Genomic DNA, 25581 nt, shown 5'->3' on the forward strand with positions numbered 1-25581 from the left:
TTAAGCGTCTTGTGCATTTGGATCAAATATATTTACTACACTTTGTGACTCATCTGCAGCGCGTTGAATAGCAGTTTTAATACGTTTATAAGCCATACAGCGACAGTAGTTACCATTCATATGGCTTACTATTTCTTCATCTGAAGGACTTGGATTAGCTGCCAGTAATGTAGCAGCTTGCATTATTTGTCCCGACTGACAGTAACCGCACTGTGGTACTTGCTCTTCAACCCATGCTTTTTGAAGTGGGTGTTCGTTATTAAGCCCTTCAATTGTGGTAATGTTTTTTCCTGCAATTGCGCCAATTGGTAAAACACATGAGCGAGTTGCTTGCCCATCTAAATGCACCGTACACGCACCACACATTGCAATACCGCAACCAAACTTCGTACCTTTTAATCCAATTTCATCACGAATAACCCATAACAATGGTGTATCTTCACTTGCGTGTGATTCAACCACCTTGCCATTAATTGTAAACGTCACCATAGCTTGCCCCTTGATTAAGCTTTATAACCCGTGTTTAAATTATTTAATTTAAATACGGGTTATAACAGTTAAGATTGTTGTAACTACTAATCCATAACACATATAGTTACCGCATCAGCTACATTAACAGCTAAATACCATAACCACTGCACTAAAGCGTTAGCGCAGCTAAAACTTATTTTGCCCTACTACTATTTTCTCACTCATTTTTAGCTATAAAATTACTTAGCTGCTTTTGAGTATCTATGTCTAAACTCGCACTACGTAAACTAATTGTATTGACGTCCTCACTGCTGGAGCGCAGTAATTGCTGTGCACCTCTATCTGAAGTTAAGCTTGCAAGCTGAGATAAATCAACCGCTGGGAATATAGCGGGTACACCTAAACGCTCGCCATAGTTTGCGCACCAGCGCGATGGATTACGTGTAAAACCAGTAACTAGCTCACTTAAGTGTGCTACTTTTAGCTCAACCTGATCCGCGAGCATAAATAAAATCCCATCAAAGGACTTATTTTTAAACACTGTTTGAGAAGCTATCGCGATTGAATTACCTAAACCTTGGCTCCATTGCTTGTTCTCAATGAGCTCTATGTTTTTATAACCTGCCAGTGCTTGTGATACTTCTTTATGCCATGCCCCGGTAACTACATACACCGGCGTGTCATCAAGTGCTTGAAGTGTATTTACTGCATGCTCAATCATTGTTTTGCCAAACCCGATATCAGCCGTTAATTTACAGCCGTTAAAGCGAGATGATTGACCTGCGGCTAAAACAACTTTTGCAATTAGCACGGCTCCTGCCCCCAATGGCTTAGCGATTGGGCGTTTTTGTCACACAGCACTGCATGTATTTCACTGATCAGCGATAGTGCAATACTCTCTGGCGAGTCGCCGCCTAAATTTAAACCGACAGGCCCAAAAACAGGAGACTTTATTTGTGAAACACGCGTATTTGCGTGCTCTAAAACTTGTTCACGTCTGTGCTTAGGACCCAATAACCCTATGTATTTAAAAGAAACATCTTTAAATTGAGCCAACGTACTGGCGTCAAGTTCAACGCTGTGAGCCATTAAAATAGCAGCATCTACTTTATTAGTTATGCAATATTCTTTTAACTCACTCGGTGCGAAGCGCAAAATAGCATCTGCATTTTTAAAGTATTGCCTTTTTGCATTGGCAGCACGTGTATCCCATACAGTTACACTCCAACCAAGTTGTTTGGCAAATGTATAAACCGGAACTGCATCGGCCCCACCACCCACTATTAATAAATGAGGCGGTGGATAAATAGAGGTTTGCAAGCACGTAGCGCCTTGTAATTCTACCAACTGCGCTTTGCGGTTCATTGATAAACCATGTAACTCATCATTTTGCGTAAATACACCACTGCCGGCTGGCAAAATGGGGCTTACTTGTTGAAGGTATCGCCCTGGTTTATTCTCATTAAGTGCTTTAGATACAAGCTCTAACTGTAAATAGTCATTAGCTTTGTGAATGGGCTGCAGTAAAATGTGTACTATGCCCCCACAACCAATGCCAAGTTGAAATGTTAAATCGTCTTCATCGGTGGCATCATAACTAATGGTTTTACTGGTTAAAGTACTCATTACTTGTTTAGCGTGGCGCTGTATGTCAGCTTCTAAACAGCCTCCTGAAAGCATGCCCAAGCGCTCGCCTAGGCTCGAAATAAGCATCATAGCCCCTAATTTTCTGTAGCTAGAGCCTTCAATTTTGTACAAAGTAGCTAAAACCCATTCTTGGTTGTCCCTATTGAGATACCAAGTGTTTAAGATACTTTTCAAATCTGTAACCATATATTGCCCTTTAAAAAGCATTTTTTGCGTTTAAAAACAAACCAGCCTAAACAGCTAATTTAAAACTTAATAATTCACGCACAATTTAGTTTTCTATTATATCGTTTAAGGTCTCAATTAACTCATCAAATTGATCATTAACGCTTTGGCGTTGTTTATCATTTAGAGTTAGGTTTAATTCGTAGAGTAAATTTATATATAAATTTAAGTTTGCTTCGTTGCTTTTCAATAGTGCGTCGCTCATATAAAGTTCGCGCTCTTCAATAACCGTACTTAACTGATTTATAAATTCTTTTTTTGTAATTTCAGCATTTGTGAATACCTGTTTGGCTGCATTCAAACGGTTTTGCTTGTACTCTAACCACAGCGCTCCTGCATCTTGATGTTGCTCATTAGTTAATTTAATCAGCGTTTTTTGTTGTTTATTAAGCTTGCCTATCCACTGCTCGTAGTATTCAAATTGCTCTTCCAAACGCTCACTTTTTCGCTCAAGCGGGGTTTGTTCGTTAAACTCTTCGCGTTCGTCGTTAATTTTTATTTGGATATTGTTTAAAAGCTCACCTCTTTGCTCACTTGATAAGGTTGCCCCAAGTTCAGCTAAAGGCAGTTTTGCGTACCCAAGTAGGTTCTGCCAATGTTGTTTTGCAAGCACAACCTGTGTTTTTAATTGTTTAGCCTCCAATGTTTGGTTAAACAATACTTTTATATTTTGTATGTCTTGTCTGTAGGCGGGTAACTGGGTAGTTCGGTGCCAATTTTGTGTTGTTGTAATTATGTTTTTTAGCTGTGTATTTTGCTTTTTATTTAAATCAACATAATCGTCAACCCAAAACGATGAAAGCCAACTCAAATTATTGTAAGTAAAAGATGCCGAACAACTACATAAAAACAACATACTTACAGCAAGGCATATCTGTTTTAGTTTTTTTGCTTTGAAATTATTAAGCATAACCTTCTCTATTATTTAGATTGTGGCAAAGCTCAAAACTCATTTGATAATAATTATCATTTAAGCATTGACTTGCATTTAGATCTAACTGATAATCGTTCGCACAAACACAGTGTAACGACCTCAGTGCCTACGGAAGAAAATTCAGCAAGGATGCTGACACATTAAAAGAAGAGCGTGCCGCTTCGTGTTATTACTTACTCGACCCAAGTAATAACATCAAATATCACATTTACTTGCTACATTGCTCATATTAGTGACGGTTAATATGACTCAAAAAAGCCCTAACGGGCTTTTTTTATTTCTTTAAATTTTCTATAAAATCTGTATCTTACACTTCTTAAACTCGTTTACTTACCTTAAAAGCCCACCGCGCTATTATTTACATTTTATACGCACGATCTGATAAGGTATCGCCTTGCGTTTGCGCTAAAGCTGGCGTAAAACATAACAGTAGACACCCTTTTTTGCATCTATTTATAATAACCGATTTAGTCTCTACTTAAATGCATTGAGTATTAAACGTTTAAAATGCGCAAATAGTGCAAAAATTTAATAATTTAGCATTTAACTAAAGTCTGTTTACCTTTCGGGATTAAAACTTGTTCTATTTAGGCGCTATTTAATCGCGGCAAGATATACTGGCCCTAAAACCTATCGTAACTATTACTAATTGGAGACATTAATATGTCACAGTTTAATTTGAAAGCACTCGTTCTTGCTGGCGTTTTACTTGCCAGCCCTTTCGCTCATGCAACATTAGAAGATGGCATAAGAGCAGCTAACGAAGGTGAATTTGCAGTCGCCCTAAAAGAATTTCAATACCTTGCAGATAAAGGTTTTGCGCCAGGAATTTACGAACTAGCTAAATTATACGAAGGTGGATATGGTGTAACACGCGATTACCGCAAAGCAGCTGCGCTTTATCAACAAGGCGTTAAAAAGAACCATCCGGATTCAATGTTTGCGTTAGCTGTTTTATACGACGAAGGTAAAGGCGTAAAGCTTGATCACCAAATGGCTGTTACCTTATTTGAAAAAGCAGCCAATAAAAACCTGCCTGCGGCTCAGTTTAATTTAGGTGTAATGTATTCTAATGGCGTGGGCGTTACGCGAGATTATGAAGCGGCACGCAACTGGTACGAAAAAGCAGCTGCAAACAATTACTCTTTAGCACAATTCAATTTAGCCCTCATGTATTTTGAAGGGCTAGGTATGCCAAAAGATTTAGAAAAGTCATACATTTGGAATACTATCGCTGAGTACAACGGCAATATGCAAGCGAGTCATAGCCGCAAACTTGATGAGCGTAAAATGCTGCCTAAAGAAATTGAAGAAGCTAAAGAAAAAGCCGATGCCATTTATGCAAAAATACAAGTGGGTACCTATGCTGGCGAAGGTCGCTTATTTTAAAGTCTTATTTTAAAGTTTAAGAGTTTAAGACCTTAGTTTGAAACTAATCTAAAAAGGCTGAATTACATAACGTAATTCAGCCTTTTTAATATCTTGATTTAGCAAGTTAAAAATCTATTCAACTTTACAAAATCAACACACTCTTATTTTATGTAAAGCCACTTTAGTAGCTTAATAAGAAGTTTGCTTTGTTTTAGCAGCATAACAATACGAGGATTAAACGAGCCCGATACTAACGTATTTTTAGCATGGCTAAACGTTAAAAACCCTTCTATGCCATGATAATGCCCCATTCCTGAATGCCCTACACCACCAAAAGGCGCATCGTCAGCAGTTACTTGCACTAACGTGTCGTTTATTGCCACAGTGCCACTGATTGTTTGCTTCATAATGTATTCTTGAGCGTGCTTATCTTGCCCTAGAATATAAAGCGCTAACGGGTGGTGATGGGCTTTAATATAGTCAATTGCGCTGTCGAGCTTGTCATAGCTCATTATTGGTAGTATTGGGCCAAATAACTCATCTTGCATAAGCTGCATTTCGTCAGTAACTTGAGTCACTAAGTGCAGCCCCATACGATGTTTTTGCTCATCTTGCTGGTTTTGCTCAAGTGGCTTAATAATGTTTGCGCCAAGCTCTTGTGCTTGCTCTAAATAGGTTGCTAAACGTTTATAGTGTGCATCGCTAATAATAGAAGTTAAGTTTTTACCTTCAACACCGTCTTTAAAGTGCTTTTTATAAAGCTCGCATAATTGCTGAACCAACTGATGCTCAAGCTCTTTAGGTACAAATACGTAGTCGGGAGCAACGCATATTTGCCCTGCGTTGGCCATTTTTCCAAACAGTAAAGCTTGCGCCGCTTTTTTAATATCGGCATTTTGCGTAATAATAACTGGCGATTTACCACCGAGTTCGAGCGTTACTGGTGTTAAATTACGACTCGCTGACGCCATTACTAATTTACCAACGGCCGATGACCCCGTAAATAATAAATGAGCAAATGGCAGTGATGAAAACTGCGCGGCTACGTCGCTACCGCCTTGTATTATTTTGCAATGCGCTTGCATGTCGTCTTTAAATATTTTTTCGATAACGACGTTTGTGTGAGGTGTAAACTCGCTTAATTTGAGCATAACTCTATTACCAGCAGCTATGGCGGTAAGCACAGGTACTAACGCTAACTGAATGGGGTAATTCCACGGTGCAATAATACCAACCACACCTTTAGGTTGGTAATTAACACTTACTTTTGAAGGCCACAAACTTAAACCTACAGAGCGATTACTTGGCTTTGCCCATTTTGGTAGCTTTTTGATAATGTGCGCGAGTGTTTGAACCGTAGGCAATATATCGCCAAGTAGAGTATCGAAAGCGGTTCTGTAACCAAAGTCTTTTGAAGCAGCATCCACTAGCTCTTGCTCAAGTTCAACAATACGTACACGGAGTTTTTTTAATAAAACGAGACGTTTATCAATTGGCAAGTAAGGTGTTTCGAGAAAGCTTTTTTGCAATTCATCAAATTGGGGAATTAAAGGCATTGCCTGTGATGTGTCGGTGCTCAAAATAGATTACTCAATTTTTAAAGTTACCGCAGACTATAACCTTGTTCTGTTTTTCGAGCAATAACACTAATTATCTAAAAAAGAGCTTCTTGAGCAATATAAATAAGTATAAAGAGTAGCTTTGTTTAAAACTGTAAATATAAACAAAGCTACTGGTTGGAACTAATTTAGTATAGCTTTAAAAGCCAAATACTTGCGCTGCGATAGTCATTGTCACTAGCGTAATTAATACAATGGCGACAATATTTAGCACAAAGCCGGCTCTTATCATGTCGCGCATTTGAATTTGCCCTGAGCCAAACACAATAGCGTTTGGTGGTGTCGCTACCGGCATCATAAACGCACAACTACACGCTATAGCTGCAGGAATAACCCAAACCAAAGGCGAACCTGTTATAGACTCTGCAACGGGTCCTAACAAAGGAAGAAAGCCAGCTGCAGTCGCTGTATTGCTAGTGATCTCAGTTAAAAATGTAATTAAAGCAACCACAACAAGTACGCTCATAACAAGAGGAATCGCACTTGCGCCTTCAATCATGTGAGCAATAAACTCGGCAAGACCTGACGATTTAATTTGAGATGCAAGCGTAAGTCCGCCCCCAAACAATAGCAATACGCCCCAAGGCACTTGTGAGGCGTTTTGCCAATCAAGAATACGCTCATCACTGCCTTTATTAGCAGGCATTACAAACAGCAGTAATGCAGCAGCAATTGCAATTGTAGTATCTGAAATTTTAAGACCTGTTATATCACCCAATAAAGGTCTAAATATCCAGCAAAGTGCAGCAAGCACAAATACAAACAATACGCCTTTTTCTGCGCGTTGCATTATTCCAAGCTTTTTTAACTGTTCAGAAAATACCGCTTTGGTATCAATTTTTTGATCGTTTTTAACATTAGCATCTACTTTATACGCAAATTTGGTAAGCCAAACCCAACTAATAATAAGCATACTTAAAGACAGTGGTACGCCTACAATCATCCACTGAGCAAAGCCTATTTCAATTTGGTAACTGTCAGATAGGTATGCAGCCATTAATGCATTAGGCGGTGTACCAATTAAAGTAGCAATACCACCAATGCTTGCACCATAAGCAATTGATAGTAGCAATGCTTTGCCAAACCCTTCATTACTTGGGTCTGATTGCTTAACCAAATTGGTAATTGAAAGTGCAATAGGCAACATCATTACGGCTGTCGCAGTATTAGACATCCACATAGATAAAAATGCAGTAACAAGCATCATAGCTAAAATTTGTAAACTTGGTTTTTTACCCGCATATAACATGGTGCTTAATGCAATACGTTTATGTAAACCCCAACGCTCCATAGCAATTGAGATTAAAAATCCGCCTAAAAATAAAAAGATTAACGGGTGTGCATATGGCGCAGCCACACTTTTTATTGCTGCTATGTCAGCCAGTGGTGATATAACCAGTGGTAGCAATGCAGTTGCCGGAATTGGTACAACTTCACTTACCCACCACGATGCCATCCAAAACGCTAAACCTGCGGTTTTAAATGCCGCAACCGACATTCCTGTTGGCGGATCAAGTAAACATGTTAATAGCATTACTAAAGGGCCCAGTACTAAAAAAAGCCATTGAAAATGTCTGTTCTTATCTGGTTCTTGCGTCAATATATTATCTGTCATGGCTAGCCTCTAAAACTTGTATTTAAGACCAAGCGCAACACTGCTGTCGTCTTGTTCTTCTAAATTAAGATCGGTATATAAAAGATAAGCTGTAGTTTGCTTATCAAATACATAATCAAGGCCTGTGCTCCATTGCGTTGCCTCAGATGCTTGACGAAGAGTTGAGTCATCCTTTGCAAACTGAACTTTTGGCACCCACTTATCAAGTGTATAACTGGCACTTAATACGTAACCATTGCCCGACTTACTGCCATCTACTGATTCTGAATGCTGGTACAGCGCACCAAGTTGTAATTGTTCGAACTTATAAACACCGGCAATTCTACTTGCAGTAATATTATTAAGTGAATCAACATGGCTTAACGATAAGTAATATGGCGTATTATTTAAATTACGGTCGCCATAAATAAGCGTAGCAGCAAAGCCTGCTTTATCGTCTTTATTGTCATCTTTTGGCGCATAAGTAAATGAAAACTGCATATTATGCCAATAGTTTGAGGTGTAAGTTATAGTATCGCCAAGGCGGTCTTGACCTGCAATAACCTGTGCCATATCGGCTTGAGTTTCGTTAAAGTTATCGAGTTTACCTTCAGAGTATTTAAAGCGAGTGTCGTTACGACCTACAACAACTTCACCAAAAGCGCCTTTTAAACCTAAATAAGTATTACGTGCAGTAAAAGGCTCTTGCGTATCATCTTCTTCAAAACCTTTAACTTGTACCTCATATTTAAAAACAGCACTTAAATATTCGTTAAGTTTATGATCGCCCTTAATACCAATACGCGAGTATGGCGCTTCAATTTGAGTACCCTCTTCGGCATAACGCATTATGCCCGTATCAGTACTGGCAATTTGTACTTCAGCTTTACCGTATACAGCGTACTCTGCAGCAAAAGATGTGTGTGAAAACGTAGCTAAGCAACCATAGGATAGAAATAAAATACAGGTGTGTGTAGTTTTTGTCATCGTGTGCCCTAATTATTAGAATCTACTTGTTGTAGCGCTAATAAGGCAACTTTACTGCCAAGTGTATAAAAGCAACCTATTTCAATAGCTTACTAAAATAAATCGTTTGATTTAAATAAAAACGTGTGAATTACCGCACATAAGAAAGTGGGTCTTGTCACCAAACCCACACATTTAGTCAGTAAACATATCTCTATTAAGATTGTATTTACTCATTTTATCGTAAAGTGTTTTACGGGCAATTTGCAGTGTTTCCATGGTGTTTTTAATACTGCCGTGGTTTTGCTCAAGCGCGTACTCAATAAGTGACTGCTCATAAAAAGAGACTTTTTCAGATAAGCTTAAATCGGGAGATAAGCCACCTAATTGTTGTGTTTTAACTTCAGCAAAGGCAAGTTCGGCACCAAGTAATACAGCTCGCTCTGCTTGATTTCTTAGCTCTCTCACATTGCCCGGCCAGTCATAGGCAACTAACCGCTGTTGTATTTCGTAATTTACTGCCGCCGGCGGCTTATGATAGCGAGTTGCAGCAATAGAGCTAAAGTGTTTAAACAAAAGTAATATGTCAGCTTTTCGCTCTCGTAATGGCGGAATATTAACGTTAACCAAACTAAGTCTGTAGTATAAATCAGCTCTAAAATCACCCTTTTCAACTAACGCAAGTAAGTCTACTTTTGTAGCTGCAACAATTCTGATGTTTAAATCAATTGCTTTGTTATCGCCTACAGGTGTTACTTTTCGCTCTTCTAATACGCGTAATAACTTAACTTGCAGTGCCATTGGAGTGCTTTCTATTTCATCTAAAAAGACCGTACCACCTTGTGCATATTCAAACTTACCTTTTCGACTTTGAGTAGCCCCTGTATAGGCACCACTTGCTGCACCAAACAATTCGCTTTCTATTAACTGCTCTGGTACTGCGCCACAATTAATAGCAACAAAATTACAGCTAGAGCGATTACTCTGATCGTGTAGATACCGCGCTACAAGTTCTTTACCTGTGCCAGTTTCACCTTCAATCATTACATCGGTTGGGGTATCTATAATTGTGTTTAATAAGTGCATCATGTGTTGCATTTTAGGTGTGTCACCTAGTATGCGTACACCTGGGGCTGAGGTTTTCTGTACAGCCACTTTTAATGCGCGGTTCTCCATAACAAGGCTTCGTTTGTCGCACGCTCGTGCTATGCAATCAAGAAGATGTTCGTTAACTGGTTTTTCAAATAAATCATACGCACCTAATTGCATCGCTTTAACTGCTATCGATACATCAGCGTAGCCAGTTAAAAATATTACAGGGAGCTCACTATCAAAAGCCGTTATTTGCTCTAAAAGCGTTAAGCCATCCATGTTCGGCATATTTATATCGCTCAGCACAACTCCAGCAAAGCGCCTATTGAGTTTGCTAAGAGCGGTACTTGCGTCATTAAAGCACTCAACGGTGTATCCTTCGAGAGTGAGCAATTGCTTTAAAGAGTCTCTGATCATTGCTTCATCATCAATGACTATTATGTGATTACATGGAGAGCTGTCAATCATCTTTATTTTCCTGCCTGTTAGAGAGGCTAATTATAAATTCAGCCCCGCCTTCAACTCGATTGTGCGCGCTCAAACAACCATTAAACGAATCTATTATTTGTTTTGATATAGATAAACCAAGGCCTAAACCTTTACTTGATTTAGTACTATAAAAAGGTTCAAATAAATTACCAAATGCATGTTGCTCAATACCAGAGCCAGTATCTAAAATCGACAGTTTTACTCGCTCTTCAAAACACTCCAGCTGAAAACTTAAGTTACGAATAATTGCGCCATTCATAGCTTGGCTAGCATTAGTAATTAAATTAACCAGTACTTGTTCAAATTTAAGCGAATCGACCCACACAACGACTGTTTCATCAAACTGAGGTGGCTCTACTTGTACGTTATCTTGCTTTAACTGCGCGCTAGAAATCATTAATGCGTTATTAACAAGCCCTGCAAGAGGGTAAGGTCTGAGCTGCATTTTTGAAGGTTTACTAAAATGCTTTAACTGACCTACAATTTGGTGCACTCGATTAACTAATCCCTCAATCACTACTAAGCTTTCACCAAGTGCTGAAGTATTTCCTTTAGCTAATAAACGCTTTGCCGAAGCTAAATAAGTATTAATAGCACTGAGCGGCTGGTTTATTTCGTGGTTGATTCCTGCACTTAGCTGTCCTATTGTCGCAAGCTTTGCAGACTGCACTAAAGCCGTTTGTACTTTTTCCAAAGCCTGAGTGCGCTCAAGGACTTCAAGTTCAAGGCTATGTCTGGAGTACACCAGCTTTTTATAACCCGCAAACCGAGTTAATAAAATATAACTAATAATAATAACTAAGCTACAGATAATAAATACCCAAAATAAGCGAGGCAGTTGAGCTGAATTAACTTTTGTTATATCAACGAGTACGTTCATTGTGGCATTAAAATATCGTAAAGGTCTTTGCGACATTACGTAAAGTTTTTTATCTATTTTTAAATGTTTAATACCTTCATTAGAAAATTGAAACTGCTTAATATACAAAGGCTGATGATCTAAATAAGCCCGACGAGATTTAATATCTCTGCGCATGGTTATATCAAGCTCAGTGAAGCTGTTTAATCGCCACGTTTGCATATCTGACATTGCAATTACCTCATCTGCAAGCTGCAAAAAAAAGTGACTACCCTTTGAAGTATTTAGAAGCTCTCTGTCATCCTCAAATTTACTTACATTCACTTTTAACACAACAACACCAATGGCTTTATTGTCGCGATATACTGCTTGTGAAAAGTAAATACCACGCTCTTTAGAGCGCATGCCTAATGCAAAGTACGCTACTTTTTCGCCTGCAAATGCACGTTTGAAATAAGGTCTAAACGCAAAGTTGCTACCTAAAAAAGTATAATCTGCTTGCCAATTACTACTGGCAATAACTTCGCCTTGAGTATTTAGAACAAAAATATCTGAGGCACCGCTAGCTTGTTGAATATCAGCAAGGTAGTTATTAATAGCGTTATAGTGCTGTGGCTGCGCATCTACAAAGTCTATCATTAACGAGTTATAGGTAAGTAACTGGGGAATAGCAGAAAAACGAGCAAGCTCAGTATCAATATAGTTATTTAATTGCGTAACTTGGCGCTCAGCCTGGTAGGTTGCTTGCTCAACATCATGAGAACGACCAAGCCAAAACGTAACAACTAATATAAGTACGAGTAACACACAAACAGTAATGAATTTTTTAGAAAAAGAAAACATGAAGAACTCGCAAAAAATAGCCAAGAAAATTTTAGGGCGCTAGTGTAACGGCTAATCTCTAGCAGAGATATAAACTTTTTGTTAACAACAGTTTTAAAGTGTTTAAAAACAAAAATCGCCGTAAACAACTATGTTTACAGCGATCTGTTTAGCATTAAATTAAAAAACAATTAATTTGTAGCTAATGTTGATCTATTTTTAACATATTTATATAAGCCAATTAACGACGCTGCAATCCAAAATATCTCGATTACAAAGCTCGCTAAATTAAAGTTATAACAAAGGCTAATTAACAGTAAAATTGCCCCTGTTAAATTCATCATATTATACGTTAAGCTAGCTGGAGATGTTTTACCTAGCTGCAGTAAAAAAAATGAACCAACTACTAAAAAAGTACCTGTCATGCCTATGATGTCAAATAAGAGTGCTATCACGAAACTATCCTTTATCCATTTTTAAATAACCCAATAAACTGGCCCGATCCATGGGGAGGGTATTTTTTCATTCATTGAAACAGCAAACCGGGCGATTCTATCAATATGGTAAATTCTAACAAGGCCATATGTCCGCATGCACAAGGCTTTATACTTATTCGCTTAATTAAGTATTATTGCGGTTTGGTATTACTTCATATACCTTATTTAAAGGTTACTTTGCCGCCAATTATTTTATAGGCAGGCGCACCGCGAATAATCGCTTCTCGGGCAAATGGTCGGCTACAGTTAGGGCAAATACAAGCCTCTGTTGTAAAGTCTTGGCTAATACGCTCTTTAAAGCACTTAACTAATGCTCCTTTCCCCCCTTTTCGATATTTAAATAAAGAGGCTTTACAAGCAGAGCAAAAAATATCAACCGTTTTAGTAGGGCCTTTTTTGTTGGGTTTTGCCATTACGTCCTGCGGTATTATATAAAGAGTAATTAGCAATTATATCAGTTTAGATGGGTAAAGGTTACCACCTCTGACTTAGAATTTAGATACGGCAGACTTAATCTATAAAGCCCCATTACATATAACCTTTATAAAATAAACACATCCTAATCTTTAAAAAAGAAGCGGTTTAACTGAGATGACAATACATTCATATTAAAAGGTTTGACTATAAATCCTGATACTTTAGCTGCAATAACTTGCTTAACTTTATCTGTACTGTCTTCACAAGTAACCATTAAAACGGGAATATCAGCGAGTTCTTTATCTTTTCGAATGTTAGTAAGTAAACTAACTCCATCCATTTTTGGCATATGAAGGTCAGTAATAACCAAATCGAAATGTTGATTACGCAGAAATACCAAAGCTTGCAATCCATCAGTTGCTTCAACGATATTGCTATACTCTAGTTTTCTAAGCATATTAATTAATACGTGTCGCATGAGTGGCATATCATCAACAACTAATATTTTCATTAGTTTCTTTACCAAATTGTATAATGGGATTATATAAAACTACTCTACTCGTAGATAAGGATCAAATTTGGATTTGCTGATTATTTAAATCTTACGGCCATACCCCTAAAATGAGCCCCATTAACGAAAATTGTAAAATATGGTACCCCCCGTTAATTAAAAAAAGCTTTAGAGGGCGTTGCTCAAATATATAACTCAATCCTAATGAGCTACTAATCCAAAAAAAGCCGATCACGAAGCCGGTTCCTATACTTTCACCTACGCTTGCATCCTTACCTAAAAAAAGAGATAGCATTAAAGCCGCTATAAAAACTAAAAAAAAACTGCCACCAAATATCAACTTAGGGTTAGCCGATTGTAAATCCAGATCAGTTAAGCCAATACTTTCTAGCCATGCATTTTTAAAGAGAGCTTTTGAATACCATATACCGCCAAGCATAAAAGAAGACAGTGCAGCCACTAGTATCGCAAAATAATCTACATCTAAAAGGTTCATACAAACAGCCGTATACAAAAAGTGTAATACCGTTTGGTATTAAATATTAACGGTATAAAGATACTCCCAATGTAGTTATAAATAGGGGATTGAGCAAATGGCCTTACTTAAATTAATTTTTGGTATAGAAGGTAATTATAAAAATAAAATTTATAAATCGCCAAATTTTGCATTGGTCAATAAGGCTAAATCAGTTGGCGAGAGTGCTATTTCTAAGCCTCTTTTTCCGGCGCTCACATAAATAGTGTCAAAGAGAGAAGCACTACTATGAATAAACGTAGCTAGACGTTTTTTTTGTCCAAGCGGACTCACCCCTCCTAAAATATAACCGGTACTAACTTGTACTTTTTGTGGGGCAGCCATAATTACTTTTTTAGCCCCACATAATTTAGCTAACTGTTTTAAATTAACTTGTTGAGATACAGGCGTTACAGCAACAATCAGTTGCCCTTCATGTGTTTCAAGTACTAAGGTTTTAAATACTTGTGCACTGTCTAAATTTAACTTTTCAACGGCTTCAAGCCCGTAGTGGCTATTATTCTTATCGTGCTCATAACTGAGTACTTCAAAGGTTTTTTTTTGCTTTTTAAGTAGATCTATTGCTGGTGTCATGCTGTTTCATCTTTTTTATTCACAGTAACAAAAATTAAGTTTAAAGCAAAAAAAACGACGCTAAAAGCGTCGTTTTTTTGTTCATAATAATTTAAATTTATTTAGTTAAATCATCAAAAAACTTTTTAACACCGTCAAAAAAGCCTTGCTCTTTAGGACGGTTTTTAGAGCTATCAGTGCCCATGCTTTCATCTAACTCTTGAAGTAGTTCACGTTGACGCTCGTTAAGATTAACTGGCGTTTCGATTACCACTTTACAAATTAGATCGCCTTGGGCACCACTGCGTACAGACTTAACACCTTTGCCACGCATACGGAACATTTTGCCCGTTTGAGTTTCAGACGGTATTTTAAGTTTTGCACGACCATCAAGTGTTGGCACCTGAATTTCGCCACCAAGGCCTGCTGTAGTAAAGCTAATTGGTACTTCACAATATAAATTATTCGCTTCACGTACAAATATTTCATGTTCACGAACCGATACTTGCACATACAAGTCGCCCGATGGTGCGCCATGCATTCCGGCTTCGCCTTCACCCGTTAAGCGAATACGGTCGCCTGTATCAACGCCAGCTGGAATTTTAACTGAAAGCGTTTTAGTTTTTTCTACGCGGCCTTGTCCATGACAACTGTTACAAGGGTCTGAAATAATTTGACCTTGTCCCTGACACGTTGGACACGTTTGCTGAACAGCAAAGAAACCTTGGCGCATTTGCACTTGGCCAGCACCATGACATGTAGTACATGTTTTAGGTTTAGAACCCGCTTTAGCACCACTGCCATCACATGCCTCACAACCAACCCATGTAGGTACTTTAATTTCAACTTCTTTACCACGAACAGCTTCTTCTAAGCTTAAGTCCATGTTGTAACGTAAATCAGATCCACGTTGTTGACGAGATTGACGTCGCCCACCGCCGCCACCAAAAATATCGCCAAATACATCGCCAAATACATCACCAAAGTCGCCATGTCCGCCACCAAAACCACCGTGACCACCGCCACCACCTTGTTCAAAGGCTGCGTGACCATGTTGGTCATACATTTGACGTTTTTGATCGTCGGTTAAAATTTCGTACGCTTCTTTAACTTCTTTAAATTTTATTTCGAGATCTTTATCGCCTGCGGTACGATCTGGATGATATTTCATCGCTAAGCGTTTATACGCTTTTTTTATGTCTCGCTCACTCGCATCTTTGCTTACGCCGAGGACTTCGTAATAATCGCGTTTTGACATATCTATCACACTACTCTTTTCTGTTTACAGCGTAAGCTGCAGGATAAATCGATAAATCGCATCGATTTATCATTGAATTTTTAAACCTTGAATACATGCAAAAGGCGCGACAAGCTATTGCTCGCGCGCCTCAATTGTTCATCCTAACCTAAACACCTAACTGAGTTAAGTACTTTTGGCTAGCGAGAAGCGGTAGCAACAATTACTTGTCGTCTTTCACTTCTTCGAACTCTGCATCAACAACGTCGTCGTCTTGCTTAGTTGACTGTTGTTCGCCAGCGTCTGCTGAACCTTGCTGTGCTTTCGCTTGAGCAATTTCCATTAGTTTTTGAGACTTTTCAGCAAGAGCTTGAGTTTTAGCTTCAATCTCTTCTTTATTGTCGCTCTTAATTGCAGCTTCTAAATCTACAACAGCAGCTTCAATTGCTTCTTTGTCTTCGTTTGGTAATGCATCGCCAGCTTCTTCAATTTGCTTACGTGTACCGTGAACTAAAGCGTCAGCTTGGTTACGAGCAGCTACAAGTTCTTCAAACTTTTTATCGTCTTCAGCATGTGCTTCTGCATCACGAACCATCGCTTCAATTTCGTCATCGCTTAAGCCTGAAGATGCTTGAATCGTAATTTTTTGCTCTTTACCTGTATCTTTATCTTTCGCAGATACATGTAAGATACCATCGGCATCAACATCAAATGTTACTTCGATTTGTGGTGTACCACGTTGTGCTGGACGAATACCTTCTAGGTTAAATTGACCTAGAGATTTATTGTCGCTTGAACGTTTACGCTCACCTTGAAGTACATGAATTGTTACAGCAGATTGATTATCTTCAGCTGTTGAGAACGTTTGCGATTTCTTAGTAGGAATCGTCGTGTTTTTCTCAATCAATGCAGTCATTACTGAACCCATTGTCTCAATACCTAGAGATAATGGAGAAACGTCTAGTAATAGTACATCTTTAACGTCACCAGCAAGTACACCACCTTGAATCGCTGCGCCTACGGCTACTGCTTCATCAGGGTTAACATCTTTACGAGGCTCTTTACCGAAGAACTCTGCAACGATTTTTTGTACTAAAGGCATACGTGTTTGACCACCAACAAGAATAATGTCGTTGATGTCGCTTACTGATAAATCAGCATCAGCAAGTGCACGTTTAAGTGGCTCAATTGTTTTAGTTACTAAATCTTCAACTAGTGACTCAAGCTTAGCACGTGTTAGTTTCACGTTCATGTGCTTAGGACCAGATGCATCAGCAGTTACATACGGAAGGTTTACTTCTGTAGACTGTGCAGATGAAAGTTCAATTTTTGCTTTTTCAGCAGCTTCTTTAACACGTTGCATTGCAAGCGGATCATTTTTAAGGTCTAAGCCTTGATCTTTCTTGAATTCAGCTACTAAGTAGTTGATTACGCGGTTATCGAAATCTTCACCACCTAAGTGAGTGTCGCCGTTTGTAGCAAGTACTTCAAAAGTGTGCTCGCCTTCAACTTCATCAATTTCAATGATTGATAAATCGAAAGTACCGCCACCTAAGTCATATACTGCAACTACGTTTTCGCCACGGTTTTTATCCATACCGTAAGCAAGTGCCGCAGCCGTTGGCTCATTGATAATACGTTTAACTTCAAGACCCGCAATACGACCAGCATCTTTCGTAGCTTGACGTTGTGAATCATTAAAGTATGCAGGTACTGTGATTACGGCTTCAGTTACTTCTTCACCTAAGAAGTCTTCAGCTGTTTTCTTCATTTTTTTCAGTACTTCAGCAGAAATTTGTGGTGCAGCGCGTTTTTCGCCGCCCGCTTCTACCCATGCATCGCCGTTATCAGCTTTAACAATTTTAAACGGCATGATGCCGATATCGCGTTGTACTTCTTCGTCTTCAAAACGACGACCAATTAAACGCTTAATTGCAAATAATGTGTTTGTCGGGTTAGTAACCGCTTGACGCTTAGCAGATTGACCTACTAATGTTTCGCCGTCTTGCGTGTAAGCAATAATAGACGGGGTTGTGCGATCGCCTTCCGCGTTTTCAATAACACGTGCTTTGCCACCATCAAGTACTGCAACACAAGAGTTTGTAGTACCTAAATCGATTCCAATAATTTTACCCATGAAACTTCTCCAACTTCAATATTCGTTAATACGTTCGATGACATAGTAAATAGGGATGCGCCAAACTTATTTCAACTGTAAAAATGAAAAAAAATTCATTTTTTATGATTTATTTACAAAATAACCCTAATAATTGTAAGGAATGGTGATTTTTACACCGCCAGGGACGCTTTTAATTACTGGTCTGACTAGTTTGATTGTGTTATAAATTTATTAAATCGCACTACAAAAGGATATCTTCTATGCATTTTGAACAATTACTTCAGCAAGCTTCAAAAATTGGAAATTTAGACAATACCGAACAATCAACTAGCACAATGCAATTCCCAGAAAACTGGTGTCAGGGCAGAACTGCTTTTGGTGGGCTTTCGGCTGCGCTGTTATATCAAGCAATCAGAGGCAAGGTAACGGATGATCGTCGCTTACTTTCACTCAGTACTAATTTTGTAGGGCCATTACTTGCCGATACCTCTTTTTCATTGTCTGTTGAAATACTGCGCCAAGGTAAAAGCAGTACACAGGTACTCGCCAAAGCGATTCAAAATGAACAAGTGTGCGTAATTGTACAAGCGTGTTTTGCTAAAAGTAGAGAGTCGGGTATTAATGTGCCTGTTTCGAAGTCTTTGGGTTTAAAGCCAGTAGATGAGCGCCACACATTACCTTTTATAAAAGGTCAGATGCCTGAATTTTTCCAACATGTTGATTTGTGCCCACAGCAAGGTGCTATGCCATTTAGTAGCGCAGAAACCTCTCATTTAGGTGGCTGGATGCGCTTTAAACATACGCCCGAACAAATAACTGAAGCCCATGTGATTGCACTTACCGATGCATGGCCGCCAACACTTTTACAAATGTTTAAACAACCCGCTCCTGCAAGTAGCATGTCGTGGTATTTAGAATTTGTGCAAGAGCCAAATTTAACACCTGGAGAATGGCTTGGCTTTGAAGCAATTACTCATCATTCAAAAGATGGTTACGGTTTAGAGGATGGCTGTATATGGTCGCAGTCGGGTGAGCTAATAGCGCTTACACGTCAAACAGTGGCTTTATTTGATTGATGAATGGGTTTGGCCTTCATCAACAATCCTTTTATAAGTACCATTTTGCTTGATGAGCGCCAAACCAATATCAAACTCAGTAGCTAAAACGAGGTTATTAAAATAAGCAGGTCGATCTGCTTTTGGAAATAAAGTGTAAATTTGCACAGCTTCGGGGGATTTATGTTGATTGTAGTAATAGTAAAAAATACGCTTATCTAACACAATTACATCAACCCAACCTTTTAACAGCTTATCTACCTGCGCTTTTTGATTAATAACCTCTTGATATGAGCTAAAGTGTTTAACATTCCTTTTAAATATAGGATGCAGATATGCCGTTGCATTTTGAAAAGCAAGAACGTTTTTATTAAACATGCCTTCTATTTTATCAATGTTATATTTATTTCGCTTGAGTGTAATGGCCACATTTTCATAACTAAGTACCGTTTTACTTGGATAAATACCCGCACTAATTCCTCCAGCATAATTTAAAAGTATATCTACTCCTTTATTATGCAATTGATGCTCAGCGCGTTTATTCGACATATATTGCACATTAATATTGGCAAATCCATTGGCCTTTAACGCGGCTTTTATTAAATTTAGGTGTATACCCGAGTCCGCTTTTACAAAAACATAGGGTGGAATTGATGCGCTCGCAGCGATGATTACCTCTCGCTCTTTATTAATAGCCACAGCATTTTGCGAGCAAATAAAGAGCCACATTAATATGTAGTAAAAATAATATTTCACACGCTTCCTTTATATAACGAACAGCTTGATGGCAGAACGCGTTGTATTAATGTATTAAATATAGCAAAATTGAAGAAATATTCTTCTTGCTTGGTATTAAATTGCAAACTGTATGCCCCTGCTGCGATCTGATCATAGATATACCTCGCATAATCGCAAAACAAATGGCGATATGCCCGCATTGCCACCATAAACTTTGCGAAGCCGATGTTAATCACGATAGTCGTATAGTTGCACTAAGCTTTAGCGCACTATTAATGCTGCTGAGCAGTATGTTTTACCCTTTTATTTCTTTTAGCAGTAGTGGTATTACTCAAACTATTACTCTGCCCGACGCGGCTCGAATTTTATTTAATTACGATAGTGAACTGCTTGGCTTATTTATTGATTTGAGCATTATTGCTCTGCCTATGGGTTTGCTTCTTATTTTAATTCCTTTGCATCTTGGGCTTTTAAAAACATTACCAGAGGGCATAGCAAGGCGACTACTAAAGTTCACCCTTGCGTTAGAGCCCTGGATTATGTCGGAAATATTTTTAATTGGCGTACTTGTTAGTATGGTTAAAATCATGTCGCTGGCTGATATTAGCTTTGGCACGAGTTTTTGGGCTTATGTGGGGTTTGTTATTTTATACATAGCCGCGCTTGTTCACTTAAATCGCCCACGCTTATGGGCTCAAATAAAGCCTGTAAAAGTACTCGAAGGCGCAGAGCATGCTAAACGTGCAATAGATGAAAATATTAAAGCCTGCCATGTGTGCCATCAACTATGTACCGGTAATATTTGTCAGCGTTGCCATACAAAAACGCACGTTAGAAATCCTTATAGCGTACAAAAAGCAGCAGCTTGGCTAATTACCTCTGTTGTTTGTTATATTCCAGCTAATGTTTTGCCTATTATGCATACCACTAGTCTTGGGGATGAATCCCCTTCAACTTTAATTGGTGGCGTAATTACACTTTGGAAAAGTGGCTCCTACCCTATTGCCGCTATTATATTTTTAGCCAGCGTTGTGGTGCCACTTGCTAAAGCTTTTGTGTTGAGCTTTTTATGCTTTATGGTAACGAGGCCTGCCAATAGACATACAAAAAGTTATACCCGAATTTATCAACTGACTGAGTTTATTGGAAAATGGTCGATGATAGATGTATTCGTGGTTGCTATTTTAGTTGCCTTAGTTCAACTGGGTAATTTAATGTCAGTAACACCAGGATTAGGCATTGTATTTTTTACAGTTATGGTAATATGCCAAATGATGGCTGCCCATGCCTTTGACCCACGCTTGTTGTGGGATTCCCCTAAAAACAAAAAATCAGAGAACAAAGCATGACCGAAACTGCCGAAATAACAAAAGAACCGAAAATTTCCGCTATCTGGATCATTCCGGCAATTGCGCTGTTAGTGGGCATGTGGATGCTATATCAGTATCAGTCAAATAAAGGGCCTACTATTTTTATTGAAATGCCTCAAGCTGAGGGCATTATTGCAGGTAAGACTGAAATAAAAGTGCGCAGTGTAAAAATAGGTCAAATTGATCATGTTCGACTATCAGACACCCAAGACAGCGTTATTGCCCGTGCGCAAATAGACAAAAACTACAATAACTTATTAACTGATGATGCCAAAATTTGGGTCGTAAAACCACGCATTGATGAAACGGGTATTAGCGGAATGAGCACGCTATTATCTGGTGTATATTTAGAGTTTTCACCCGGTGAAAGTAAAGAGCTAAAAGAGCGTTTTAAATTACAAGACGAACCCGCCCTCATTGGTAAAGATGTGAAAGGTGGCCGTTTCAAATTAATGAGTTACAACGCTGAAGTGCTTGATGTGAGTACTGGTATATTTTTCAAAAATTACAAAATAGGTCAAATAGAAACCGCCACTTTTGATTGGGAAAACCAAGCAATGAAGTACGGCGTATTTATTAAAGAACCTTATCAAAATCTCATCACCATGAACTCTATTTTTTGGGTGAACGCAGGGATTGAAATTGACCTATCTGCCGATGGCATCAATATTAATACGGGCTCTTTAAGTAAACTTTTAAAAGGCGGCATTTCGGTTGGCTTACCTGAGCAACAGGCCCCGGGTGAAATAGCACAAGATGGGCATAGCTTTTCGTTAAGCCAAAGCTATAAAGAAGCGCTAGAAGAGCGCTTTTACGATTTTGATTACTACCTCATTGAATTTGAACAATCAGTTCGAGGACTACGCACAGGTGCTCCTGTCGAATATAGAGGTATGCGTGTAGGTACTGTTGTTGAAACCCCTGCCAATGTAATTATTGACGGTAAACCTGCCCACTTTAGAAACCATAATACGGCGGTTCCAGTACTTATAAAAGTAGAATACGGACGCTTGTATCACGACAGTGCCTCAGCTAAAGAGTATTGGCAAGGTAGTTTAAAAGGCTGGATTGAAAGTGGTATGCGCGCCTCGTTAAAGCCTGGTAATTTATTAACGGGTGCAGTGTACGTTGATTTTGATATATACCCAGATGCACCGCAAGCGCACCTAGGTAAACTTGTGCAGTATGATGTTTTTCCGAGTATTTCTAGCGGCATAACCGTATTAGCAGACCAAGTCTCTGACGTACTTAATAAAGTAAATAACTTAAAAGTTGAAGATAGCTTAGAACAAATGCAAGCCACATTTACCGATTACCGAGCGCTTGCTAATGAAATGCGAGAGCTGCTAAGCCAAAAAGATACACAAAACTTACCAGGCGACTTTAATCGTAATTTCGAAAAGATGACAAAAAGTATGGAGCAGTTTGAAGTAACTATGCGCCAATTTGATAAAACCATGGCCAGTTACCAAGCAGGTTCTGAACTTCATCATCAAATACAGCAAACATTAAAAGAGTTTAAACGTTTAAGCGAGGGCCTACAGCCTTTAACTCGCGGATTAAACGAGCAACCTAATATGCTAATTTTTGATAAATCATTACCAGCAGATCCAAAACCAAGGAAGCAATAATGAAATCGTTATTTTTAACTGCAAGTTTATTATTACTATTGGCAGGTTGTAGTTCATCAATACAAACTGCAACACAATATTATCAGTTTGAGCAGCCTATTGGTGCCTCTTCTCGAAATGTGACAGACACAGACGCACAATTAAGAATACAAACAGTTGTACTTAGAGGTGCTTTAAATAATTTAGGTATTGCTATGAAAATAGATAGCAACCAAATTCATGCCGCAAATTACAACCTGTGGGGCGAATCGCCGGATGTAATGCTCACTGCAACAGCCCAGCAAACTCTTTTTAATGCTATGCCAAATTGGATGGTAATAAAGGGCTTACCGGTCATTACTGAACTCGATCAGCAAACGTTTTATGAGCTTGAATACGAAATTCACCACTTTAATGGCGATATGGAAGGTAACGCTGATATTTCAGGGCTTTGGCGATTATATTACACACACCCAGAGACCGGCAGGCGTTTGGTCAGCATCCATAACTTTTCAAACTTAGTTCCTATTGATGATGATGGTTACGACGGTTTAGTTTCGGCACTTGAAAAAATATGGCTAAACATCAACCTAAATGTCGCTAAAGAAATAGAACAAGCAAGACTTTAATCATTAAGTGAAAGTATAATTACGGCGGTTTTATCATCATTGATAACCGCCTTGCCCTCTATTTTAAAGCCCAATTTTAACAACACACTCTGCGATGCCCTATTATCTGGTGATGTTATTGCACACAGTTTTGTAATTCCAAATTCATGCTTATGGTGCAAAAGTGCGCTGGCCGCTTCAAAAACATAGCCTTTTTTTTCAAAACCACTTACAAGAGCAAAACCTAAATCAGGTTGTTGTAACGCTGCTCGTTTATAAAACCCAACAACGCCAACCACTACAGCATTATGCAAAGTAATAACGTAAGGCCCAAAGCCTTGGCGTACATGAGAAGCAATAAATGACTGATTGATGTACGACTTGGCATCATCAAGGGTATAGATTGCTTTATCACCAATATGCTCTATGAAACTCGCCTGATTAACTAGCTTAAGTAAAATAGCTGCATCAAGCTCATTTGCATGGCGCAACAACAGTCGATTTGTTTTAAATACAGCGTTCAATGTAAGCTCCTCTAAAAAACTTTGTTTTGCATGTAACTTTTTGTTGACTGAAATTAAAAAGCGGATTATTTTTGCGCCGATGTTTTTACAGGCACAACAATAGCGGTTTGCACTCCTTGCACCGTCTGGCGCCAAAGCCAACGCGTTTCACTTAAGCCGCTATTTAACATAACTGTTTATGTGTCCCTCCCTCGCGTACAAAAGCAGTGACTTGGAAGGTGATTTTACAACAAACTTATCATCTTCTTTGTTTTTGTATAAGCAGTTTAAAAATTAATACTATTGTAATTTTTATACATGCTTTTAATTTTGTGAATACTTAAATGCTTGAACCTTCTGCGTTGAGTTTACTACCACCGTTAGTGGTGGTTGTATTGGCTGTTGTATTACGCCGCCCTATTTTATCTTTACTTATTGGTGCTTTAGTTGGTTTAGTTATAGCCGATCCTGCACAGGTACTTACTAACTTTGCGAGTACATCGCTAAAAGTGATGACAGACGAAACCATTGGCTGGCTAATACTTGTATGTGGTGGCTTTGGCGCTTTAATCGCGCTATTAGTGCGCACAGGTGGCGCATCGGCTTTTGGCAAGTTAGCCCTTAAATACACTAAAGGTAAGCGTTCATCTTTGTTTATGACCTTTTGTTTGGGTGTAGTTATTTTTATTGATGACTACTTAAATGCGCTTACCGTGGGTGAAACCATGAAACGCATTACCGATAAATTTAAAGTGAGCCGTGAGATGCTTGCCTATGTTGTAGACTCTACTGCTGCACCAATTTGTGTACTTGTCCCTTTATCTACCTGGGCGGTTTTTTTTGGTGGCTTACTCGTAGATAACGGTATTGCTGAAGAAGGCAAAGGGATTGCAGTTTATATCCAAGCCATACCGTATATGTTTTATGCGTGGTTTGCAGTGCTTGTTGTTTTACTTGTTGTGCTGGGTATTATTCCTGCGATTGGTCCAATGAAAAAAGCAGAACAAATGGCGCAAATTGAGCAAGCTCAAGTCGACCCTGCTCAATACAATGACGTTCAAACAGCGGATGAATATGCAGTAAAAGCAGCTGAAGAAAACTTTGAAGATGCTGATCCTAAAGGTAAATTACGTAACTTTTTGGTGCCGATTATTTTACTGGTTGCATTTACTGTTTACTTTGAAATAGACGTATACAAAGGCTTACTAGCAACAATGGCGGTCACTCTCCCGTTTTATGCGCTACAAAAATTAATGAGCGTAAGTGAAATGATTGAGCGCATGCTTGATGGCTTTAAAAGTATGATCCCCGCTATTGGTACTGTTATAGCTGCGTTTATATTTAAAGATGTATGCGACTTAATTGGTTTACCTCAGTTTGTTATTGGCAGCTTAAGCCCTTATATGACTGCTGCATATTTACCAGCCGTGGTATTTATTTCAATGGCTATTTTAGCGTTTGCAACAGGGTCTAGCTGGGGTATTTTTGCTGTATCAATTCCGATTGTTATGCCACTGGCAAATGCGGTTGATGCAAACATACCACTGGTCATTGGTGCGCTATTATCGGCTTCTTCTTTTGGTAGCCAAGCGTGTTTTTACTCAGATTCAACCGTACTCGCAGCGCAAGGCTCTGGTTGTAATTTAATGAGCCATGCCGTTACACAATTGCCTTACACGCTAATTGCTGCGGCATTAGCTGTTATAGGCTTTTTAATAATGGCTTAAATATTATACCAAT

Annotated in this window: 24 protein-coding genes; 6 read left to right on the plus strand and 18 right to left on the minus strand. The window is 38.8% G+C overall.

Annotated elements, in window-relative coordinates:
• From I6E70_RS08655 to I6E70_RS08670, 4 genes are all read right to left on the minus strand, one after another.
• Entirely contained in the window at window positions 1–489 is a 489-nt protein-coding gene (locus I6E70_RS08655; protein ID WP_007582016.1) for a (2Fe-2S)-binding protein, read from the minus strand.
• 199 nt (window positions 490–688) lie between these two features.
• Window positions 689–1282, minus strand: coding sequence for a nucleotidyltransferase family protein (locus I6E70_RS08660; RefSeq protein WP_197188523.1), 594 nt, complete (start codon window positions 1280–1282; stop codon window positions 689–691).
• Entirely contained in the window at window positions 1276–2304 is a 1029-nt protein-coding gene (locus tag I6E70_RS08665) for an XdhC family protein (protein ID WP_197188524.1), read from the minus strand. Before I6E70_RS08665 ends, I6E70_RS08660 begins: the two co-directional genes overlap by 7 nt.
• 85 nt (window positions 2305–2389) lie before the next feature.
• On the minus strand, window positions 2390–3253 hold the full coding sequence (locus tag I6E70_RS08670; RefSeq protein ID WP_197188525.1) for a DUF6279 family lipoprotein: 864 nt from the start codon (window positions 3251–3253) through the stop codon (window positions 2390–2392).
• Window positions 3254–3940: 687 nt separating this feature from the next.
• On the opposite strand from I6E70_RS08670, the gene I6E70_RS08675 reads away from it, so the two are divergent.
• On the plus strand, window positions 3941–4666 hold the full coding sequence (locus I6E70_RS08675; RefSeq protein WP_007582012.1) for a tetratricopeptide repeat protein: 726 nt from the start codon (window positions 3941–3943) through the stop codon (window positions 4664–4666).
• Between the two features lie 143 nt (window positions 4667–4809).
• Here I6E70_RS08675 and I6E70_RS08680 read toward each other — a convergent pair whose 3' ends face one another.
• The 12 genes from I6E70_RS08680 to dnaK all read right to left on the minus strand — a co-directional run bounded on the left by I6E70_RS08680 (window position 4810) and on the right by dnaK (window position 17975).
• Window positions 4810–6228 (minus strand): coniferyl aldehyde dehydrogenase, encoded by a 1419-nt coding sequence (locus I6E70_RS08680; protein WP_010553932.1) that lies wholly within the window; start codon window positions 6226–6228, stop codon window positions 4810–4812.
• Between the two features lie 178 nt (window positions 6229–6406).
• Complete coding sequence (locus tag I6E70_RS08685) at window positions 6407–7882, minus strand: SLC13 family permease (RefSeq protein WP_024591797.1); 1476 nt, start codon at window positions 7880–7882, stop codon at window positions 6407–6409.
• 9 nt (window positions 7883–7891) lie between these two features.
• Window positions 7892–8848 carry a porin gene (locus I6E70_RS08690; RefSeq protein ID WP_007585437.1) on the minus strand — a complete coding sequence of 319 codons (957 nt, stop codon included), beginning with the start codon at window positions 8846–8848 and terminating at the stop codon, window positions 7892–7894.
• 174 nt (window positions 8849–9022) lie between these two features.
• Window positions 9023–10387 carry a sigma-54-dependent transcriptional regulator gene (locus tag I6E70_RS08695; RefSeq protein WP_024609208.1) on the minus strand — a complete coding sequence of 455 codons (1365 nt, stop codon included), beginning with the start codon at window positions 10385–10387 and terminating at the stop codon, window positions 9023–9025.
• A complete protein-coding gene (locus tag I6E70_RS08700) occupies window positions 10380–12110 on the minus strand; it encodes a sensor histidine kinase (protein ID WP_197188526.1) in 1731 nt (576 codons plus the stop codon). Before I6E70_RS08700 ends, I6E70_RS08695 begins: the two co-directional genes overlap by 8 nt.
• A 170-nt stretch (window positions 12111–12280) precedes the next feature.
• Window positions 12281–12544, minus strand: a complete 264-nt coding sequence (locus I6E70_RS08705) for a CBU_0592 family membrane protein (protein WP_010553937.1) — start codon at window positions 12542–12544, stop codon at window positions 12281–12283.
• Window positions 12545–12747: 203 nt separating this feature from the next.
• Entirely contained in the window at window positions 12748–12999 is a 252-nt protein-coding gene (locus I6E70_RS08710) for a hypothetical protein (RefSeq protein ID WP_007585454.1), read from the minus strand.
• A 146-nt stretch (window positions 13000–13145) separates the two neighbouring features.
• Window positions 13146–13514: a response regulator gene (locus I6E70_RS08715; protein ID WP_010553939.1), complete on the minus strand. Its 369-nt coding sequence runs from the start codon at window positions 13512–13514 to the stop codon at window positions 13146–13148.
• 91 nt (window positions 13515–13605) lie between these two features.
• Window positions 13606–14010 (minus strand): DUF1761 domain-containing protein, encoded by a 405-nt coding sequence (locus I6E70_RS08720; RefSeq protein ID WP_197188527.1) that lies wholly within the window; start codon window positions 14008–14010, stop codon window positions 13606–13608.
• A gap of 150 nt (window positions 14011–14160) precedes the next feature.
• Window positions 14161–14622 (minus strand): Cys-tRNA(Pro) deacylase, encoded by a 462-nt coding sequence (ybaK, locus tag I6E70_RS08725; protein WP_010553941.1) that lies wholly within the window; start codon window positions 14620–14622, stop codon window positions 14161–14163.
• Window positions 14623–14719: 97 nt separating this feature from the next.
• Window positions 14720–15859 carry a molecular chaperone DnaJ gene (gene dnaJ / locus I6E70_RS08730; protein WP_197188528.1) on the minus strand — a complete coding sequence of 380 codons (1140 nt, stop codon included), beginning with the start codon at window positions 15857–15859 and terminating at the stop codon, window positions 14720–14722.
• A 202-nt stretch (window positions 15860–16061) separates the two neighbouring features.
• Window positions 16062–17975, minus strand: a complete 1914-nt coding sequence (dnaK, locus tag I6E70_RS08735; RefSeq protein WP_008171317.1) for a molecular chaperone DnaK — start codon at window positions 17973–17975, stop codon at window positions 16062–16064.
• Window positions 17976–18217: 242 nt separating this feature from the next.
• Between dnaK and I6E70_RS08740 the strand changes: the two genes are divergently transcribed.
• Complete coding sequence (locus I6E70_RS08740; RefSeq protein WP_165724924.1) at window positions 18218–19033, plus strand: thioesterase family protein; 816 nt, start codon at window positions 18218–18220, stop codon at window positions 19031–19033.
• Here I6E70_RS08740 and I6E70_RS08745 read toward each other — a convergent pair.
• On the minus strand, window positions 19022–19768 hold the full coding sequence (locus I6E70_RS08745; protein ID WP_197188529.1) for a substrate-binding periplasmic protein: 747 nt from the start codon (window positions 19766–19768) through the stop codon (window positions 19022–19024). The two genes, I6E70_RS08740 and I6E70_RS08745, sit on opposite strands and share 12 nt — an antisense overlap.
• A 164-nt stretch (window positions 19769–19932) precedes the next feature.
• Between I6E70_RS08745 and I6E70_RS08750 the strand changes: the two genes are divergently transcribed.
• From I6E70_RS08750 to I6E70_RS08760, 3 genes are read left to right on the plus strand one after another with little or no spacing between them, the layout of a single operon-like run.
• On the plus strand, window positions 19933–21099 hold the full coding sequence (locus I6E70_RS08750) for a paraquat-inducible protein A (protein WP_010553945.1): 1167 nt from the start codon (window positions 19933–19935) through the stop codon (window positions 21097–21099).
• Window positions 21096–22751, plus strand: a complete 1656-nt coding sequence (pqiB, locus tag I6E70_RS08755; RefSeq protein ID WP_197188530.1) for an intermembrane transport protein PqiB — start codon at window positions 21096–21098, stop codon at window positions 22749–22751. The genes I6E70_RS08750 and pqiB overlap by 4 nt, the downstream gene beginning before the upstream one ends.
• Window positions 22751–23359: a PqiC family protein gene (locus I6E70_RS08760; protein ID WP_197188531.1), complete on the plus strand. Its 609-nt coding sequence runs from the start codon at window positions 22751–22753 to the stop codon at window positions 23357–23359. The genes pqiB and I6E70_RS08760 overlap by 1 nt, the downstream gene beginning before the upstream one ends.
• Here the strand turns inward: I6E70_RS08760 and I6E70_RS08765 are convergent.
• Window positions 23356–23862, minus strand: coding sequence for a GNAT family N-acetyltransferase (locus tag I6E70_RS08765; RefSeq protein WP_197188532.1), 507 nt, complete (start codon window positions 23860–23862; stop codon window positions 23356–23358). The two genes, I6E70_RS08760 and I6E70_RS08765, sit on opposite strands and share 4 nt — an antisense overlap.
• 323 nt (window positions 23863–24185) lie before the next feature.
• Here I6E70_RS08765 and I6E70_RS08770 point away from each other — a divergent pair, with 323 nt between their 5' ends.
• A complete protein-coding gene (locus I6E70_RS08770) occupies window positions 24186–25568 on the plus strand; it encodes a Na+/H+ antiporter NhaC family protein (protein WP_165724927.1) in 1383 nt (460 codons plus the stop codon).
• Window positions 25569–25581 lie beyond the last annotated feature (13 nt).

This window comes from Pseudoalteromonas sp. NGC95 (assembly GCF_015864705.1).
GTDB lineage: Bacteria > Pseudomonadota > Gammaproteobacteria > Enterobacterales > Alteromonadaceae > Pseudoalteromonas > Pseudoalteromonas arctica.